This is a genomic window from Fontibacter flavus (assembly GCF_042432905.1).
GTDB classification, from domain to species: Bacteria; Bacteroidota; Bacteroidia; order Cytophagales; family Cyclobacteriaceae; genus Fontibacter; species Fontibacter flavus.
The window spans coordinates 118041-135032 of sequence record NZ_JBHLWI010000006.1; the positions used below are offsets into that span (position 1 = coordinate 118041).

Annotated in this window: 16 protein-coding genes; 12 read left to right on the forward strand and 4 right to left on the reverse strand. The window is 40.4% G+C overall.

Translation table 11 applies throughout. From position 1 onward, the window contains the following. Window positions 1-5 precede the first annotated feature (5 nt). The 3 genes from trpD to ACFFIP_RS03255 form a co-directional block, all read right to left on the reverse strand. Window positions 6-1016, reverse strand: coding sequence for an anthranilate phosphoribosyltransferase (gene trpD, locus ACFFIP_RS03245; protein WP_382386127.1), 1011 nt, complete (start codon window positions 1014-1016; stop codon window positions 6-8). 83 nt (window positions 1017-1099) lie between these two features. Next, window positions 1100-1666, reverse strand: coding sequence for an anthranilate synthase component II (locus ACFFIP_RS03250; RefSeq protein ID WP_382386128.1), 567 nt, complete (start codon window positions 1664-1666; stop codon window positions 1100-1102). A 29-nt stretch (window positions 1667-1695) separates the two neighbouring features. Continuing rightward, a complete protein-coding gene (locus ACFFIP_RS03255; RefSeq protein ID WP_382386129.1) occupies window positions 1696-3102 on the reverse strand; it encodes an anthranilate synthase component I family protein in 1407 nt (468 codons plus the stop codon). A gap of 330 nt (window positions 3103-3432) precedes the next feature. On the opposite strand from ACFFIP_RS03255, the gene ACFFIP_RS03260 reads away from it, so the two are divergent. From ACFFIP_RS03260 to accC, 12 genes are all read left to right on the forward strand, one after another. Continuing rightward, complete coding sequence (locus ACFFIP_RS03260; RefSeq protein WP_382386130.1) at window positions 3433-3660, forward strand: hypothetical protein; 228 nt, start codon at window positions 3433-3435, stop codon at window positions 3658-3660. A 164-nt stretch (window positions 3661-3824) separates the two neighbouring features. Then, the gene (locus ACFFIP_RS03265) at window positions 3825-4949 is read left to right on the forward strand and encodes a Re/Si-specific NAD(P)(+) transhydrogenase subunit alpha (RefSeq protein ID WP_382386131.1); all 1125 of its coding nucleotides are present in this window, start codon (window positions 3825-3827) and stop codon (window positions 4947-4949) included. Window positions 4950-4951: 2 nt separating this feature from the next. Beyond that, on the forward strand, window positions 4952-5269 hold the full coding sequence (locus ACFFIP_RS03270; protein WP_382386132.1) for an NAD(P) transhydrogenase subunit alpha part 2: 318 nt from the start codon (window positions 4952-4954) through the stop codon (window positions 5267-5269). Then, entirely contained in the window at window positions 5266-6666 is a 1401-nt protein-coding gene (locus ACFFIP_RS03275) for an NAD(P)(+) transhydrogenase (Re/Si-specific) subunit beta (protein WP_382386133.1), read from the forward strand. Before ACFFIP_RS03270 ends, ACFFIP_RS03275 begins: the two co-directional genes overlap by 4 nt. A 1042-nt stretch (window positions 6667-7708) precedes the next feature. Continuing rightward, window positions 7709-9058, forward strand: coding sequence for a hypothetical protein (locus tag ACFFIP_RS03280; protein WP_382386134.1), 1350 nt, complete (start codon window positions 7709-7711; stop codon window positions 9056-9058). Between the two features lie 60 nt (window positions 9059-9118). Beyond that, a complete protein-coding gene (gene proC / locus ACFFIP_RS03285; protein WP_382386135.1) occupies window positions 9119-9922 on the forward strand; it encodes a pyrroline-5-carboxylate reductase in 804 nt (267 codons plus the stop codon). 204 nt (window positions 9923-10126) lie between these two features. Then, window positions 10127-10702 (forward strand): YceD family protein, encoded by a 576-nt coding sequence (locus tag ACFFIP_RS03290; RefSeq protein ID WP_382386136.1) that lies wholly within the window; start codon window positions 10127-10129, stop codon window positions 10700-10702. Between the two features lie 17 nt (window positions 10703-10719). Then, on the forward strand, window positions 10720-10911 hold the full coding sequence (gene rpmF, locus ACFFIP_RS03295) for a 50S ribosomal protein L32 (protein ID WP_123951833.1): 192 nt from the start codon (window positions 10720-10722) through the stop codon (window positions 10909-10911). A gap of 266 nt (window positions 10912-11177) precedes the next feature. Then, window positions 11178-12176 (forward strand): beta-ketoacyl-ACP synthase III, encoded by a 999-nt coding sequence (locus ACFFIP_RS03300; protein ID WP_382386137.1) that lies wholly within the window; start codon window positions 11178-11180, stop codon window positions 12174-12176. A gap of 24 nt (window positions 12177-12200) precedes the next feature. Next, entirely contained in the window at window positions 12201-12764 is a 564-nt protein-coding gene (efp, locus tag ACFFIP_RS03305) for an elongation factor P (RefSeq protein WP_382386138.1), read from the forward strand. Between the two features lie 101 nt (window positions 12765-12865). After that, window positions 12866-13339, forward strand: a complete 474-nt coding sequence (gene accB, locus ACFFIP_RS03310) for an acetyl-CoA carboxylase biotin carboxyl carrier protein (RefSeq protein ID WP_382386139.1) — start codon at window positions 12866-12868, stop codon at window positions 13337-13339. Between the two features lie 26 nt (window positions 13340-13365). Then, on the forward strand, window positions 13366-14715 hold the full coding sequence (gene accC / locus ACFFIP_RS03315) for an acetyl-CoA carboxylase biotin carboxylase subunit (RefSeq protein WP_382386140.1): 1350 nt from the start codon (window positions 13366-13368) through the stop codon (window positions 14713-14715). 102 nt (window positions 14716-14817) lie between these two features. On the opposite strand, the gene ACFFIP_RS03320 is transcribed toward accC, so the two are convergent. Continuing rightward, complete coding sequence (locus ACFFIP_RS03320; RefSeq protein ID WP_382386141.1) at window positions 14818-16905, reverse strand: S9 family peptidase; 2088 nt, start codon at window positions 16903-16905, stop codon at window positions 14818-14820. Window positions 16906-16992: the final 87 nt, after the last annotated feature.

Consider the following 16992-nt stretch of genomic DNA (forward strand, 5'->3'; position numbering starts at 1 on the left):
AATTTTTAGCTAAATGAAATGGAAGTTTTTGGGTTGACCAATTTTTGGAATACCTCCTTGGCTTTTCCACCTTTCAAAGATTCTTCTGCTTTCGCTAATGCCTCGGGAAATTCTAATTTCGGGTCGGCAGTTTTGAGGGCTGCACCTGCATTTGCTATCACCACTGCGTCCTGTTCTGGCGTTCCTTTTCCACTGAGTATATTATCAAATATCTTAGCAGACTCTTCTACAGTATTACCGCCAGCAATAGATGCGGCAGTCACTTTGGGCATTCCTATGCTCTCAGGACTGATCAGCTTTTCACCGGTATTGGAAATCATCTTAAAGTCACCTGTCAAAGAAATTTCATCGTATCCATCCAAAGCATGTAAAATACTGAAATACCCCTCATGCTCTTGGTAAAGGTACGCATATAACCTGGCCAACTCAAGACTAAAAACTCCCACCAATTGTTTCTTAGGAAAGCTTGGATTCACCATAGGCCCCAGCATATTGAAGAATGTTTTCACACCTAAATCCTTTCTGATCGGGGCAACATTTTTCATAGCTGGGTGAAATAAAGGAGCATGAAGAAAGCAGATTCCTGCCTCGTCCAAACTCTTCTTGATTTTATTGACATCATTGGTAAACTCATATCCAAAGGATGCCAGCAAATTGGAGGATCCGCAGATGGATGAGACACCTGTATTGCCATGCTTGGCCACGTTTTGACCAGCTCCGGCAACTATAAATGAGGCCAAAGTAGAGATGTTGAAGGTATCCTTTCCATCACCTCCAGTTCCGCAAAGGTCTATTGCATCATATTCATCTATTTCGACAGGAATACACTGTTCCAGCATGGCTTCCCTAAAGCCACTGAGCTCCTCCACGGTAATGCTACGCATCAGGTAAACTGTCATAAAGGCCGCTATCTGACTGGTGTTAAATTCTCCAGTGGTAATCTTTTTCAATACTTCCCGAGCCTGATCTTTGGATAAGGTCCTGTGCTCAATCAAATGATTTAATATTTCTTTCATGACATTGCTGCTATTATTCAATTCAATTTTTTATGATTACCACCTCACTTACTTAAGAAGGAGGTAAATCCTCACAATTCAAATCAGCTTTCCAGCCAGTTTCTCATCATCTCTACTCCATACTCAGTCAATACCGACTCAGGATGAAACTGCAATCCCCTTACCTTGTAGGATGTATGTCTAACCCCCATGATCTGACCATCAGGTGTCCGCGCAATCACCTCTAAATCTGGAGATAAAGAATTTTCATTGATTACCCAAGAGTGGTATCTTCCTATTTTAAATGATTTCGGAATCCCTTTAAACAAGAGATCATTTTCTACCGTCACTTGCGAAGCCAGACCATGCACCACTTCTGAAAGGTTGGTCAGCTCACTGCCAAAAGCTTCTCCTATGGCCTGATGCCCAAGGCAAATTCCCAGGATATCTTTTTCAGGAGCATATTTTTGTAAGAGTTCAGGCATGATTCCCGCTTCAGAGGGAATACCAGGACCGGGAGAAAGCAAAATCTTATCATATTGGGCGACATCCTCCAAGGTGATTTTATCATTCCTGAAAATATCCATTTGGGGGCCATAGCCTAACTGCCTGATGATATAGACCAGGTTGTAGGTAAAGGAGTCGTAATTGTCAAGGACGAGGATTTTCATGGCTAAAGTGGTCTGAGATTTTTGAATCTTTAAATTTCTTCTGCCGTTTTTAAGGCCACTCGGAGCGCCTCTAATTTATTGGCCACTTCCTGCAATTCTGAAGGTATGGACGACTTTGCCACAACACCGGCACCTGCCTGGAACCTGAGCTGATTGTTTTCTGAAACAAAAGACCTGATCAAAATGGCATGGTTGAAATCACCGTTGAAACCCAAAAAACCGATGGCTCCCCCGTAGAATTTTCTGGAAGTATTTTCCAGTTCATCGATGAGCTCCATCGCCCTGTATTTCGGCGCACCGGATAGCGTCCCTGCAGGAAATGTATCAGCTACTAGCTGAAGCGGGTTGGCATTATCGGGAAGCAGCCCAGTTACCTTAGATACAAGGTGGATGACATGAGAATAGTATTGTATTTCCTTGAACACTTCAACTTCAACTTTTTCAGATGATCTGCTCAGGTCATTTCTAGCCAGATCCACCAACATCACGTGTTCGGAATTTTCTTTGGGATCATCATATAACTTGAGGGCAAGGCTTTCATCAGCTTTATCATGTCCAGTACGCTTAAACGTGCCGGCAATGGGATAAATAGTTGCTTTCTTGTTCTTGACCACGATTTGTGCTTCAGGAGAACTTCCAAAAACCTTATATGACCCATAATCAAAATAAAATAAGTATGGTGATGGATTGACTGACCTTAAGGCACGGTAGACATTGAACTCATCTCCTTTAAATCCTGTGGTAAACCTTCTGGAAAGCACGATCTGAAAGACATCCCCTCTGTTGCAGTGGTCCTGTCCTTTTTTGAGGATATCCAGAAATTCCTCATCTGTGTAATTGGATACTTCCTCACCAACTAATTCAAAGGAATAGGCCGGAATGTTTTTGTTGTTCAGTAAGGTAACCAATTGGTCAAGAATGCTTTCTTTGGCATTATTTTCCACCTGATGTTCAAATAGATACAGCTCATTTTTGAAATGGTCGACGACGATCACATGTTGATACACAGCATAGTGCATCATGGGAATACTATCAGGCTGGGTATTATTCAGGTTTATTTCTTCAAAATAAGCCACTGAATCATATTGTATGTACCCGAACAAGCCATTATGAATAAACTTGTGTTTCCCGTTCTCGTCTTCAAACTTTCCGGAAAACTCGCGCAAAGCATCAATCACTTTTAGTCCCCCTCCTATTGCATACTGCATGATCTCTCCATCAGGAAGACTTTCCTTCACCTTTCCATCATTAAAAGAAAATGTGGCCAGAGGATTGAAGCAGATATAAGAATAGCTGTTTTCCTGACCATGGTAATCAGAACTTTCCAACAAGATCGGATTGGCATACCTATCTCTGATCTGTAGGTAAATGCTTACAGGTGTGATGGTGTCAGCTAGAAGCTTCTTAAAATTAGATTGTATGTTGAATTTTTTCATGTTCTTGGATTAAAAACAAAAAAGGCTTGCTGGGAAAAACCAGCAAGCCTTTTACAAGTATTTTTACAAACTAATATTTAGGCAATAGCTATTGGTTCTTCCCCGCTTTGAGAAGTCAAATGCCACCACCAATATTTTGCTTGAATTGTATTCATATCTATTTGGCTTCAAATTTAGCTATGCTTTTTTATTAACAAAACAATATCCAAGAAAATATATTGGAAATTTTATATCCTCATTATTCACAATCTAACAAAAAATGCTATTTGGTAATTTGAAATTGGCAATTGACACCTTATATCAATACATTTGTATAAATCATTCCATCTTATGAAATCTATCCCTCAATATTTCAAGCGTGTTTTTGATGATTACCAAGTCTTGGTGAAAGTTAATCCCGATGACTTGACAGGTCTAGAACTAATCATCCATCCCGATGGAAAGGTTGAAAAAACACCTATGGAGTTTGATGAAGAAATTTTTGAAGATTTGGAGGTAGATGAATTCGTCAATTGCAGTCCTTTGGAATTCAACCTATATCTCTCAAAAACTGAATAAATTTTCAGCCTTTTTTCTACTCGACATTTTTCAACTGGATGGTTATTTCGTGTAAAATTTGGTACACACTGACAAAAATCAGTTTCTTTTTTCATCTTTTTTGATAGCTTCATGCATTAATTGAATTTCAATCAAATTATTTCACGCTTTATCACTAACAATCGATGATTATAGGAATAATGAAGGAACCTCAGGATGAGGCAAGGGTAGCACTATTGCCGGAAGCCGTCAAAACGCTACTCTCCTGGAAGGTTTCGGTCTGGGTCGAAAACGATGCTGGATCAAAAGCTTATGCCTCGGACCACCTTTATCAGGATGCCGGTGCAGAAATCCACAGCCGGACTGAAGTCCTGAGCAAAGCAGACCTGATTTTAGGAATACAGCCGATTTCAGAAACAGAAATTTCGCAAATGAAACCTGATGCTGTATTGATGGGACAATTGAACGCTCTTTTCAACCCCAAACTCACTGAGTTTTTGATCAACAACAACAGGACTGCATTTAGCATGGAGCTTGTCCCAAGAACAACACGGGCACAGGCCATGGATGTCTTGTCTTCAATGGCTACTGTAACGGGATACAAGGCTGTTTTGATGGCCGCAGATCTTTTACCCAGATTTTTTCCCATGTTTATGACTGCTGCCGGCAGTATTACTCCGGCCAGAGTCCTGATTCTGGGTGCTGGTGTTGCCGGCTTACAGGCTATTGCCACAGCGAGAAGACTGGGTGCAAGTGTATTTGCTTTTGATGTCCGTCAGGCTGCCAAAGAGGAAGTCTTGTCATTAGGTGCAAAATTCGTAGATGTAGAAGGTGCAAAAGAAGACAAAGGTGCCGGAGGATATGCCGTAGAGCAGACAGAAGAATTCCTGCAGCGCCAAAAAGACACCATCCATGAACATGCTGCCAAGGCAGATGTAATCATCACGACAGCACAGATTCCAGGAAGGAGAGCCCCGCTTTTAGTGGAAGAAAGAACTGTAAGGGCAATGAAGCCTGGTTCTGTAATCATTGATCTAGCTGCCTCTTCGGGAGGTAACTGTGCCATGTCACAACCAGACCAAACAGTTGAGGTAAATGGAGTCAGAATCGTTGGGGTTGGAAATCTAGCGGCAAATATGCCTCAGGATGCCAGCAAGATGTACGGGAAAAACTACCTGAATTTCCTTAAACTCATCATTAAAGACGGTAACCTCAACCTCAATTTTGAAGATGATATTGTGACCGGAACATGTGTATGCCATCACGGCAAGCCTGTAAGTTCAAGAATTGTACAAATACATAACAGCTGATCATGGAAGAAATATTCAATTATATAGGTGAAAACATGGAAATGATATATTTCCTTGTTTTGGCAATTTTACTTGGAGTGGAAGTAATTTCCAATGTCCCAGCCATTCTCCATACCCCATTGATGTCAGGCGCCAATGCCATCCATGGTGTAGTGGTGGTCGGAGCTATTATCGTCATGTTACAGGCTTCCCCTGACAATTATATGGCATTGACTGTTGGCTTTCTGGCCGTAGTAGTGGGGACCCTAAATGTAATCGGTGGATTTGTAGTCACCGACAGAATGTTGGAGATGTTTAAGAAAAAACCGAAGAAATCATGAGTTTAAACATACTTGAAATAAGCTATTTGATAGCTTCTTTGACCTTTATCATAGGGTTAAAAATGCTTAGCCATCCTGACTCTGCAAGGAAAGGGAACCTAATTGCAGCGGTAGGGATGCTGATTGCCATACTCGCTACCTTGACGTTGTACCAGGACTTTGATCAGGCGAAAATGATCAATTATGGATTGATTTTCGGGGGATTGGTTGTGGGCACCGTTATCGGAACCATTATGGCAAAGAGGGTACAGATGACTTCCATGCCGCAAATGGTTTCCTTCTTCAATGGCATGGGAGGTGCATGTGCGGCTCTAATTGCGATAATCGAATACCAACATCACCAACATACCACTGTTACCGGTTTTGATGGAGAACTTTTGGTGATGCTCTTGGGATTGTTGATCGGTTCAGTTTCGTTTTCAGGGTCTTTGATTGCCTATGGGAAATTAGAAGGAAAAATTAAAGACAGGGTTTTACCGATGAATCAGGCAATCAACATGATTATGTTGGGCGCCATCATTGTATTGATCGCTTATCAGTTATTTGTGGGCTCAACACCTTTCCAATTCTACATTCTATTGGCATTGGCCTTGGTATATGGCGTACTATTTGTAATGCCTATCGGTGGTGCAGATATGCCTGTGGTGATTTCCCTGCTCAACTCCTTTACGGGTATGGCTGCGGCCTTTGGCGGGTTCCTATATGATAACAAAGCCATGTTGACAGGTGGTATTTTGGTAGGTTCTGCAGGTACGATCTTGACCATTTTGATGTGTAATGCCATGAACAGATCACTGACCAATGTGTTGCTCGGGGCATTTGGAGGGGCAAGTGCAGGAGGTGCAAAAGGAGAAGCTGGTGATCAGACGGTACGGGAAATCAGTGTTTCCGATACCGCCGTACTCCTATCCTATTCTCAAAATGTGGTCATCGTACCCGGATATGGATTAGCGGTAGCACAGGCCCAGCACATTTGCCATGAGTTGGAGAAACTTCTGGAAGAAAAAGGAGTGGAAGTCAATTATGCCATTCACCCTGTTGCAGGAAGGATGCCAGGTCATATGAACGTCCTTTTAGCAGAAGCTGATGTTCCATATGAAAGGATGCAGGAAATGGAAGAGATCAATCCTAGACTGGCCAGCACAGATGTAGTAGTCGTGATTGGCGCCAATGACGTAGTCAATCCTGCAGCCAAAAACGATCCTTCCTCCCCTATATATGGCATGCCAATCCTTGAAGTTGACCAGGCCAAAAATGTCATCATTCTCAAAAGGGGTATGAGTGCAGGGTATGCTGGCATCGAAAATGAACTCTTTTTCTATCCAAAGACAAGAATGCTTTTCGGTGACGCAAAAGACACCTTACAGAAGCTTACCGCGGAAGTTAAAGAAGTGTAAAATAATTTAGGGTAACCTTAAGGAAGGTGAAGTGAAAATCTTTTTGCCACTTTCATTAAAGCCCAAAAATTTAAACAAAAAGAGAAGGCCATTTCTGGCCTTCTCTTTTTTGAACCAAATTACTTTATTGTCTTTGGATGGCTATCTTCTCAAATTCACAGTAAAATAAAGGTTTAATGATACTGCTCTATACATTTCCGATACAACATTGAATAACTTTAACAAGATTAGGATTTACATTTAAAGTTATAAGGAAGGGATGGCTACAGAATTCATGTGGCCGAATACTGTATATTCTAGGAAATTCTGGATAGTATCTTGCTAGTTGATGTTATTGAATTGGGTCATAGAAAGGATATCTATTGAATCGGAAAAGGACTTACATGAATGTGCTTTTCATTTGCCTGCTTGCACTAAAACGCATTTATTAAAAGATAAAACCCTCCTAGAAGAGAAAATAATCCTGCAATAGATAATTTTACATCTCCAATAGTGACTCCTCCTTTTTTCTTGTATACCCCACCTCTAATTTGAATAATCAAAATAATTATTGAAAAAAGAATAAATAACATTCCAATAAGTGAGTTGAAAACATCCATAAATCTTATTTATTCTTTATTCATCTACTTCAGTTACATCAAATTTCCATTTTTACGTGGATCATACTAAGCATTTTTGAAATTCAAATGTACGCTGAAAGAAATTTGCCCCCTTTTATCTTTACAATTTGTAAATGCTCTTTAGTAGTTGTCCAGATCACTAAACTTTAAGCTAATTACAAATTTGAATTCATAAATAATATAGATGCTTTTGACAACCTTATGGGACCTTATTGGTGCATTTGTCAAAATTCACAAAGAGAGATTAGCGTCACAAATTTAAATATCGATTTTGGCAATGATTAAAACAAATACTGGTAATCTTAACCTGAATCAATCAAAAACAGACAAGATCCCAACAAATAAGAGATGGTGACCTAAAGTGGCCTTTTTTTTGTGATTTAAAGTTGAAATAAACCAACAACTTTTATCTCTTTGTTATTATGAAAAAGACTTTCGCTATCCTGACCCTGCTATTTATTGTCCATCATACTGCATTTGGACAAAATTCATTTATCGGTATCCAAAACAGTCAGCGGAAAAGTATACATAGCGTATGGATGAACCCCGCTGAAATCAACCATCTCCATAAAAAAATAGAAGTGAACTTTTTCTCAGTACAAGGTTCCTTTGGAAATAATATCATTTCTTTCCAGGATGTGCTCAAAGACAGAGAAGATGTGCTCAATTTGGCATTTGAAAGAGCTGATGGACCAGTTAATGTCAGGTCTAACATAGAAATAATCGGTCCTTCCATTGGTTTTAAAATGGATAGGTGGGCTTTTGGAATTTCAACTCAGGCATTTGCCAGTGGGCACATGATTGACCTTGACCCTAAACTTGCAGAATCATTCTCTTCCAATAATTTCACAGGGAGAAGTAATATTATCAATATCAACAGTCCTTTCAACCAAAGGGTAAACATTTCAGGATGGACAGAAATTGGATTCACAGCCGGATTCGAACTTATCCGTCTTGCTGAACACAGCCTTTCTGTGGGGGGAACTTATAAATTGCTTTTCCCTTACAATTATATCAATGTCGGTGTAAACCAAATTAACGGCACCCTGGTCCAAAACGATTTTGAGTTTAGTTTGACCAACACTACAGGAAGAGTCAATTTAAGCTATGCTGATGAGGCTTTGGATGCAGGTTCGTTTACTTTTTCCGTTAACCCTTTTAATTTCAGCCAACTTAGTGGGTATGGTGTAGACCTAGGTGCTAATTACAAATGGAAAGACCCTCAAGGTGGAAGCAAACTGAATGCAGGCCTGGCTTTGAGGAATATTGGTCAGATGCGATTTGGTCGCAATCAGACAAACAACACATACAATATCAACATCCCTGAAGGTGAGTCTTTTAGGATTGACCAGCTGGAGGGTAGTTTGGAGGAAATCAACCAACAACTGGTCAATAGTGGCTATTTTAGTATTGACAGACAAAGAGAGGGAGTACTTACAAATTTACCAACCCTAATCTCAGCCTATGGAGAACTCAAACTCAGTAAATCTTTTTATATGAGTCTCTATGGACAACAACGGTTTAATTCCCAGAATGACAACAATCAGTTGGTGGCCCAAAATATTCTTGTTCTTACCCCTAGATTGCTTTTTGGCAATTTTGAAATATACTCCCCATGGACAAGTTATGAAGTTGCCGGCATTACAGGCGGGTTAGGCCTAAGATATGGAGGATTCTTCTTGGGCAGTAACTCTATCATAACAGGACTCATTGCCGACACCAAACAGGCCGACTTTCATATTGGATTGAGTTGGGGATTTGGCAATAATTAAAAAAACAAGCATATTTTTTTATATTTACACAATTAACCAGTCGATTTATTAAACATATTCATGCTGAATCATATAAAAATTGCCATAATTGGCTGTGGAAATTTAGGCACTTCAATAGTCAACGGACTATTGGAGCAAGAGGATTTTTTGGCACAGAATCTACACATTACGAAGCGAAACCCTCATAATCTTTTGCATTTACAGGACAAAGGTGTAAGGGTACATTCCGATAATTTAATTGCAGCAAAAGAAGCTGATTTGGTGATTTTAGGTGTGAAACCATTTAATGTATCAGCAATATTAAAGGAAATCAAGCCTGTCTTGGACCCTAAAAAACAAGTGATCGTCTCCTTGGCCACAGGGATCACTTTGGATGAAATGTTTGTAGTCCTTGATCCAAAAACCATTGCGTTTAGGGCGATGCCGAATATAGCCGCAGACATACGGGAATCCGTTACTTGCATCTGTTCGAGAAATAGTACAGAAAAAGAGGACAAACAAGTGAAAGCGCTTTTTAATAGCATTGGATTTTCGATCAGCATTGATGAAAACTTGATGGAAGCAGCGACTGTTTTAGGTGCATGTGGCATCGCTTATGTACTCAGGTTTATGAGAGCCATGATCCAAGGCGGAATCCAGATCGGTTTTGATGCCAAAACAGCTAGTCAAATTGTCAATCAGACGGTAAAAGGTGCCGCAGAGCTAATGATCCAAAAAAACATACACCCTGAAGAAGCCATTGATAAAGTAACTACACCAAAGGGCTGCACTATTGTTGGGCTGAATGAAATGGAGCATCAGGGATTTTCTGCAGCAATGGTCAGAGGCGTACTTGCATCTTATCAAAAGATAGAAAAAAATTAAGCGCCCTTAAAAACAAATTCACTAGAATTGAGCTTGTTATAACCGAATCAACCGCATTTACTTCAAATATCTTTGATGCCCAATTCAGATTTTAAAAGGGCAATAAGATGACCCTCCAAAAGAGAAATAAAATAATTTTCCGCCAGATTTTATTTTTCCGTAGCATTTGTCTAAATTTGCGGTCTTGAAATAGCTGGAGGAGTCGTGAAATTCTTAAGAGCATATAACATTGATGTCATCAAACTGAAAGAGGGTAAGCATAATTTTACCTTTGACGTCAAAGATGAATTCTTTAAATTTTACGAAGCCGAAGATTGGGTCAACGGAGCCAATATCACAGTAGATGTATTGATCAACAAGACAGTTTCTGTCATGGAAGCTGATTTCAACTTCTCTGGAACGATCAGGTTAACCTGTGATAGAAGCCTGGAAGAGTTTGATCATCCCATCAGTTTTACCCAAAAGGTAATTTATAAATATGGGCCGATCGAACAGGAAATCAGCGAGGATGTATTTATGATCACAAGAGACACTCCGAGTATCAATGTGGCTCAATTGATCTATGAATTCATTCTTTTGGCAATTCCAGCTAAAAAAATCCATCCGGATTACTTGGAAGAGATGGATGAAGAGGATTTTGAGGAAGAAGGCAGTTTAGTTTACCTCTCAGATGAAACAGATGAAGAATTTGAACCGGAAGAAACTGAACCCTTAGAGGATCAAGATCAACCGGTAGACCCTAGATGGGAAATATTGAATAAATTAAAGAAAAAAGATTAATCTAAAATAGTATAGAGATGGCACATCCTAAACGCAAAATTTCGAAAACAAGAAGAGACAAAAGAAGAACTCACTATAAGTTGACAGCTCCAGGTCTTGCACAATGCCCTACGACAGGCGAATTCCATTTGCCACATAGAGCTTTTTGGTTAGACGGTAAACTGTACTATGGTGGACAGGTAATCATGGAGAAAGAAGTTCTTGCTTAATTATTACACAAAAGGCCTTTTATATTAAATCCATCCCGGATCTTATCAGGGATGGATTTTTTTTTGGTAAAAAACAGTGCTAATAGCCTTAACTTGGGTGACATGTATTCTAAAACCTGAAAATCTTTGGTGAAAAAGTTCATTTTAGATAATTTTGACACCTTGCTTAAAGGACTAAACATTGACCTCAAGCTTATCAACCATAAAGCATTATAAGCCAAAACATTACCACGCAATGGTATTGAACTGGCTAAAACCCACATTTAATGAAAAAAACAAGAGCAGTTATTACGGGCGTTCAGGGTTGGGTACCGGAGTATGTATTGACCAACCGGGAACTTGAAACGATGGTGGACACCAACGATGAGTGGATTGTCACCAGGACCGGCATCAAAGAAAGAAGAATTCTAAAAGGAGAAAATCAAGGAACATCAGTTATAGGCATCAATGCAGTAAAAGGACTTCTAAAAAAGACCAACACTGACCCTGAAGATATTGATTTGATTATATGTGCTACGGTTACTCCCGATATGCCGTTTCCAGCGACTGCCAACCTGATTGCAGATGGTGTAGGCGCAAAAAACAGTTACAGTTTTGATATTTCGGCAGCGTGTTCCGGTTTCTTGTACGCCTTGACCATGGGAAGCCAATTTATTGAAACAGGCATGCACAAGAAGGTTATTGTAGTAGGAGCAGATAAAATGTCCTCCATTATTGATTATCAGGACCGTGCAACCTGCATCATTTTTGGTGATGGAGGTGGTGCTGTATTATTAGAGCCAACTGAAGAGGAAGTAGGTGTAATGGACTCCTTACTTCACGCAGATGGTGCAGGCGCCCCATACCTACACATGAAAGCCGGAGGCAGTAGAAAACCAGCATCCATTGAAACTGTGAATGCGAGAGAGCATTACGCTTACCAAGAAGGATCTACTGTTTTTAAATTTGCCGTTACCAATATGGCAGAGGTGAGTGCGCAGGTCATGGAAAGAAATAACCTAAAGGCTGAAGATGTGGCTTGGCTTGTTCCCCATCAAGCCAACAAAAGAATTATTGATGCCACTGCAAACCGTATGGGAGTAGGACCGGAAAAGGTCATGCTCAACATTGAAAAGTATGGCAATACTACAGCAGGCACTCTTCCACTTTGTCTTTGGGACTATGAATCACAACTCAAAAAAGGTGACAATATCATACTGGCTGCTTTTGGCGGAGGTTTTACATGGGGTGCGATTTACCTCAAATGGGGATATGATCCAAAGTAATTGAAACTATTAATCTGAATTTATATGGCATCAACAGCAGATTTCAAAAATGGACTATGTCTTGAAATGAACAATGACATTTACTCCATTGTAGAATTCCAGCACGTCAAACCTGGTAAAGGTGCTGCGTTTGTAAGAACAAAAATGAAAAGCCTTACCTCAGGAAAGGTTTTAGACAAAACATTCAATGCAGGCGAAAAAGTAACTACCGCTAGAGTAGAAAAAAGACCTCACCAATTCCTATATGCTGACGATATGGGATACCATTTTATGGACACAGAGACATTTGAGCAAATCCCAATACAAGAAAAACTGATTGAAAGAGCCAATTTGATGAAGGAAGGTCAAATGGTTGATATCTTGGTACATGCTGAGACTGAGACTCCCCTTTCTGTAGAGTTACCTCCTTTTGTTGAATTGATGATCACTTATACCGAGCCTGGTATCAAAGGAGATACCGCTACCAATGCTCTTAAACCTGCTACAGTAGAAACCGGTGCGACTGTTATGGTACCACTTTTCGTGGACCAGGACATCATGATCAAAGTTGATACAAGAGACGGATCTTACTCTGAAAGAGTAAAATAATTTTAAAAAGCTATGTGATTTACCTAAATTACATAGCTTTTGTATTTACCACCAATACAAACAGCCCAAACTAAATAGGGTATCCCTAAACTAAACTTATTATGAAAGCAAAAGAAATTCAGGAATTGATTGATTTTATTTCAAACTCTGGCTTAGCCGAAGTCAAAATAGAAACAGAAGAATTTAAACTTGCCATAAAAAAATATACTGAGGCTCCTGCTGTAAAGTTTGAAGCATCTCCAGTACCAGTTGCGGCACCAGTAGCTGCCGCTCCTGCTCCAGCGCCAACTCCTGCGGCTGCTCCCGCTGCGCCTAAAGAGGATACTTCCAAATATTTGGAGATCAAATCACCTATGATAGGAACCTTCTACAGAACCCCAAATCCGGACTCCGAGCCATTCGTAGGAGTTGGAGATGTCGTGACTGCGGGACAAACCGTTTGTATCATTGAGGCAATGAAATTATTCAATGAGATTGAGTCAGAAGTTTCTGGAAAAATTGTAAAAGTTTTGGTTGATAATGCCCAGCCAGTAGAGTACGATCAGCCATTGTTCTTGGTTGATCCAGCAGGTTAATTTTTGTATCACCAATCGATTTTACCGTGTTTAAAAAAATATTAATAGCAAACCGTGGAGAAATTGCCTTAAGGGTTATCCGTACCTGCAAAGAGATGGGAATCAAAACTGTGGCAATTTACTCTACAGCCGATAAAGAGAGCTTGCATGTGCGATTTGCAGATGAGGCGGTATGCATCGGCCCGGCACCAAGCCGTGAATCATATTTGAACATCCCCCGAATCATCGCAGCAGCTGAGATTACCAATGCAGATGCTATTCACCCTGGTTATGGATTCCTTTCGGAAAATGCCGAATTCTCCAGAATATGTGAAGAGTATGGCATCAAATTCATTGGTGCAAGTCCTGAGATGATCAATAAAATGGGAGACAAAGCCACTGCTAAGGCTACCATGAAAATTGCAGGAGTTCCCACTATTCCTGGATCAGAAGGTCTTTTGGACAATATCGAAGAAGGTGTCAAATTGGCCAATGAAATGGGGTATCCTGTAATCCTCAAAGCGACTGCCGGAGGTGGTGGTCGTGGCATGAGAATTGTTAAGCAGGAGAGTGAATTCAAGAAAGCTTGGGACGATGCCCGTCAAGAAGCAGGAGCTGCCTTCGGCAACGATGGTCTCTATCTTGAAAAATTCGTGGAAGAACCCAGACATATCGAAATCCAAATCGTAGGTGACAGCACCGGAAGGGCTTGCCATTTATCCGAAAGAGACTGTTCTATCCAAAGAAGACATCAAAAACTGGTTGAAGAAACCCCTTCTCCATTCATGACGGATGAACTGCGTGAAGCAATGGGACAAGCTGCCATCAAAGGCGCTGAAGCCATTGGTTATGAAGGTGCGGGAACTATTGAATTCCTAGTTGACAAAAACCGTAATTTTTACTTCATGGAAATGAATACCCGTATTCAGGTAGAACATCCAATTACAGAAGAAGTAACCGATTTCGATTTGATCAAGGAACAAATCAAAGTAGCTGCCGGCGAAAAGATCTCAGGTAGAAACTATTTCCCTAAGCTATATGCTATGGAATGTAGAATCAATGCGGAAGATCCGGCAAATGGCTTTCGTCCTAGCCCCGGCAAAATCAACAACTTGCACATGCCTGGAGGAAAAGGCGTCAGGGTGGATAGCCATGTGTATGCAGGATATGTCATCCCGCCAAATTATGACTCCATGATCGCCAAATTGATCGTAAGTGGTCAATCGAGGGATGAAGTCATCGTCAGAATGAAAAGAGCCTTGGAGGAATTTGTGATTGATGGCATCAAAACCACTATCCCTTTCCACATCGCCCTCTTGGAAAATGAAGACTTCAAAGCAGGTAATTTTACTACCAAATTCCTGGAATCATTTGATTTCAGTGTGATTAAAAAATAAAAAAAATCCGGCTTCAGGCCGGATTTTTTGTTTCAACTTGTTCACTTTTCAAGTGTTATTGATTCGTAAGCCATCAGTATCAGGTTACACCTCTGTTCCTTATTATTCGTAGACCCCAAGAATATCAAACACGAAAGCATATTCTAAAGCAATTTCTTTCAATCTTTCAAATCGACCACTTGCCCCTCCATGACCTGCATCCATATTGGTATAAAGAAATAGCTTATTTTGATCTGTTTTCTTTGTCCTCAGTAATGCCACCCACTTGGCTGGCTCCCAATATTGCACCTGAGAATCATGTAGACCTGTAGTAACCAAAAGGTTTGGATAATCTTTTTCCTCCACGTTGTCATAAGGGGAATAAGAAAGCATGTATTCATATTGTTCCTGAATATTAGGATTACCCCACTCCAACCACTCAAATGTAGTCAAGGGAATAGATTCGTCCATCATCGTTGTGACCACATCAACAAAAGGCACCGCAGCGATCACTCCTCTGTAGGTTTCAGGAGCCATATTCACCACAGCTCCCATCAATAAACCTCCTGCACTTCCTCCAGAAGCAAAAAGTTTATCTTTGGCCACATAACCATTATCCTGTAGCCATTTGGAGCAATCAACGAAGTCTGTGAAAGTATTCTTTTTATTCATCATTTTACCATCTTCGTACCACTCTCCTCCCATTTCCTGTCCTCCACGAACATGTGCAATGGCAAAGACAAATCCCCTATCCAATAAACTCAATCTCGTACTACTAAAAGTCGGCTCCATAGAGTACCCATAAGACCCATAAGCATAAATCCATCCAGGCATGGATCCATCTTTCTTAAACTTGTCTTTTCTGTAAACGATGGAAACAGGAACCCGCTTTCCATCCCTGGCTGGCACCATCACCCTTTCGGTAACATAATTGGATTTATCAAAATCTCCCAATACAGGCTGTTCCTTCATCAAGGTTTTTTCCTTTGTCTCCATATCATAGTCATAAGTGGAGTTTGGAGTGGTCATAGAGGTATAAGAGTACCTCAAAACCTTGGTTTCAAAGGCTGGATTATAGGCAATTCCTGCTGAATAAGCAGGTTCATCAAATTTCATTTCATATTCGGAACCATCAGCCCACTTCACAATCCTAATCTTGGCAAGACCTTCAAAAGTCTCCTGGATTGCCATGTAATCTTTAAAGTAATCAACACCTTCCAGGAAAATATCCTCTCTATGTGGAATGACATCTTTCCAATTCCCTTGACCTGAATTGGTAATAGGTGCTTCCACCAACCTGTAATTGACCGCATTTAAGTTGGTATGGATATAAAACTTATCCCCTCCTGCATGGTCTACAGCATACTGCACATTATCCTGGACAGGCTCAATTAACTTAGGCTTAGCGGGCTTATCTGCATCGACAAACATGGCATAAGAAGCATCAGTCCTTCCAGAACCGATAATGACATATTTCTTAGATTTCGTTTTGGTCACATAGCAATCAAGCGTTTGATCATTTTCCTCAAAAACCAGTTCATCTTGATGGCTCACATTTCCTAAAAGATGCCTTTTCACCTGAAAAACCCTCAAAGTTTGTTTGTCCGGTACCGAATAGTAAAAGGACTTGTTGTCATTGGTCCAAGCAACCCCACCTCTGGTGTCTTCTATCCTATCAGTTAGAAGCTCGCCAGTTCTGAGATCTTTCACCATAATGGTGTAAAAATTCCTCCCTTGTGTATCCATAATGATAGCCGCCAAATTATGATCAGGACTTACAGAAGTATAAAAATTGAGGTAAGGCTTGTCTTTCCCCAATTCATTACCGTCCATAATAATTTCTTCCGGAGCATCCAAAGAGCCTTTTTTCCTGCAGTATATGGGATATTCTCCCCCTTCTACATAGCGAACATAATAGTAATAGTCATCCAATCGGTAAGGCACGGAAGAATCATCCTCCTTGATTCTGCTCCTCATTTCGTTGAAAAGCTTTTCCTGAAACACCTTGGTATGTCCCATCATGGTATCCAAGTACTGATTTTCAGCATTCAGGTAATCAATCACAGCAGGATCTTCTCTATCATTGAGCCAATAGTAATTATCCACACGGACATGCCCATGCTTAGCTATTAATTCAAATGGTTTCACTTCAGCCACAGGCGGCTGAACATCAGGCAATATTACTCCAGGTTCTTGTTTAGAACAGGCCATATTTATTCCTATTATAAATGTTAAAAGATAAATGTTTGTTGTTTTCATAGTGGTTGGAATTTCAAAGCAATGGCAATTTAAGGGCAT

Excerpts from the sequence above, each read along its gene's own strand:
- accB (WP_382386139.1), top strand. The coding sequence starts at position 12,866 with ATGAAAGCAAAAGAAATTCAGGAATTGATTGATTTTATTTCAAACTCT.
- ACFFIP_RS03280 (WP_382386134.1), top strand. The coding sequence starts at position 7,709 with ATGAAAAAGACTTTCGCTATCCTGACCCTGCTATTTATTGTCCATCAT.
- ACFFIP_RS03270 (WP_382386132.1), top strand. The coding sequence starts at position 4,952 with ATGGAAGAAATATTCAATTATATAGGTGAAAACATGGAAATGATATAT.
- ACFFIP_RS03300 (WP_382386137.1), top strand. The coding sequence starts at position 11,178 with ATGAAAAAAACAAGAGCAGTTATTACGGGCGTTCAGGGTTGGGTACCG.
- ACFFIP_RS03260 (WP_382386130.1), top strand. The coding sequence starts at position 3,433 with ATGAAATCTATCCCTCAATATTTCAAGCGTGTTTTTGATGATTACCAA.
- ACFFIP_RS03265 (WP_382386131.1), top strand. The coding sequence starts at position 3,825 with ATGATTATAGGAATAATGAAGGAACCTCAGGATGAGGCAAGGGTAGCA.
- efp (WP_382386138.1), top strand. The coding sequence starts at position 12,201 with ATGGCATCAACAGCAGATTTCAAAAATGGACTATGTCTTGAAATGAAC.
- ACFFIP_RS03250 (WP_382386128.1), bottom strand. The coding sequence starts at position 1,666 with ATGAAAATCCTCGTCCTTGACAATTACGACTCCTTTACCTACAACCTG.
- proC (WP_382386135.1), top strand. The coding sequence starts at position 9,119 with ATGCTGAATCATATAAAAATTGCCATAATTGGCTGTGGAAATTTAGGC.
- rpmF (WP_123951833.1), top strand. The coding sequence starts at position 10,720 with ATGGCACATCCTAAACGCAAAATTTCGAAAACAAGAAGAGACAAAAGA.
- ACFFIP_RS03255 (WP_382386129.1), bottom strand. The coding sequence starts at position 3,102 with ATGAAAAAATTCAACATACAATCTAATTTTAAGAAGCTTCTAGCTGAC.
- trpD (WP_382386127.1), bottom strand. The coding sequence starts at position 1,016 with ATGAAAGAAATATTAAATCATTTGATTGAGCACAGGACCTTATCCAAA.
- ACFFIP_RS03320 (WP_382386141.1), bottom strand. The coding sequence starts at position 16,905 with ATGGCCTGTTCTAAACAAGAACCTGGAGTAATATTGCCTGATGTTCAG.
- ACFFIP_RS03275 (WP_382386133.1), top strand. The coding sequence starts at position 5,266 with ATGAGTTTAAACATACTTGAAATAAGCTATTTGATAGCTTCTTTGACC.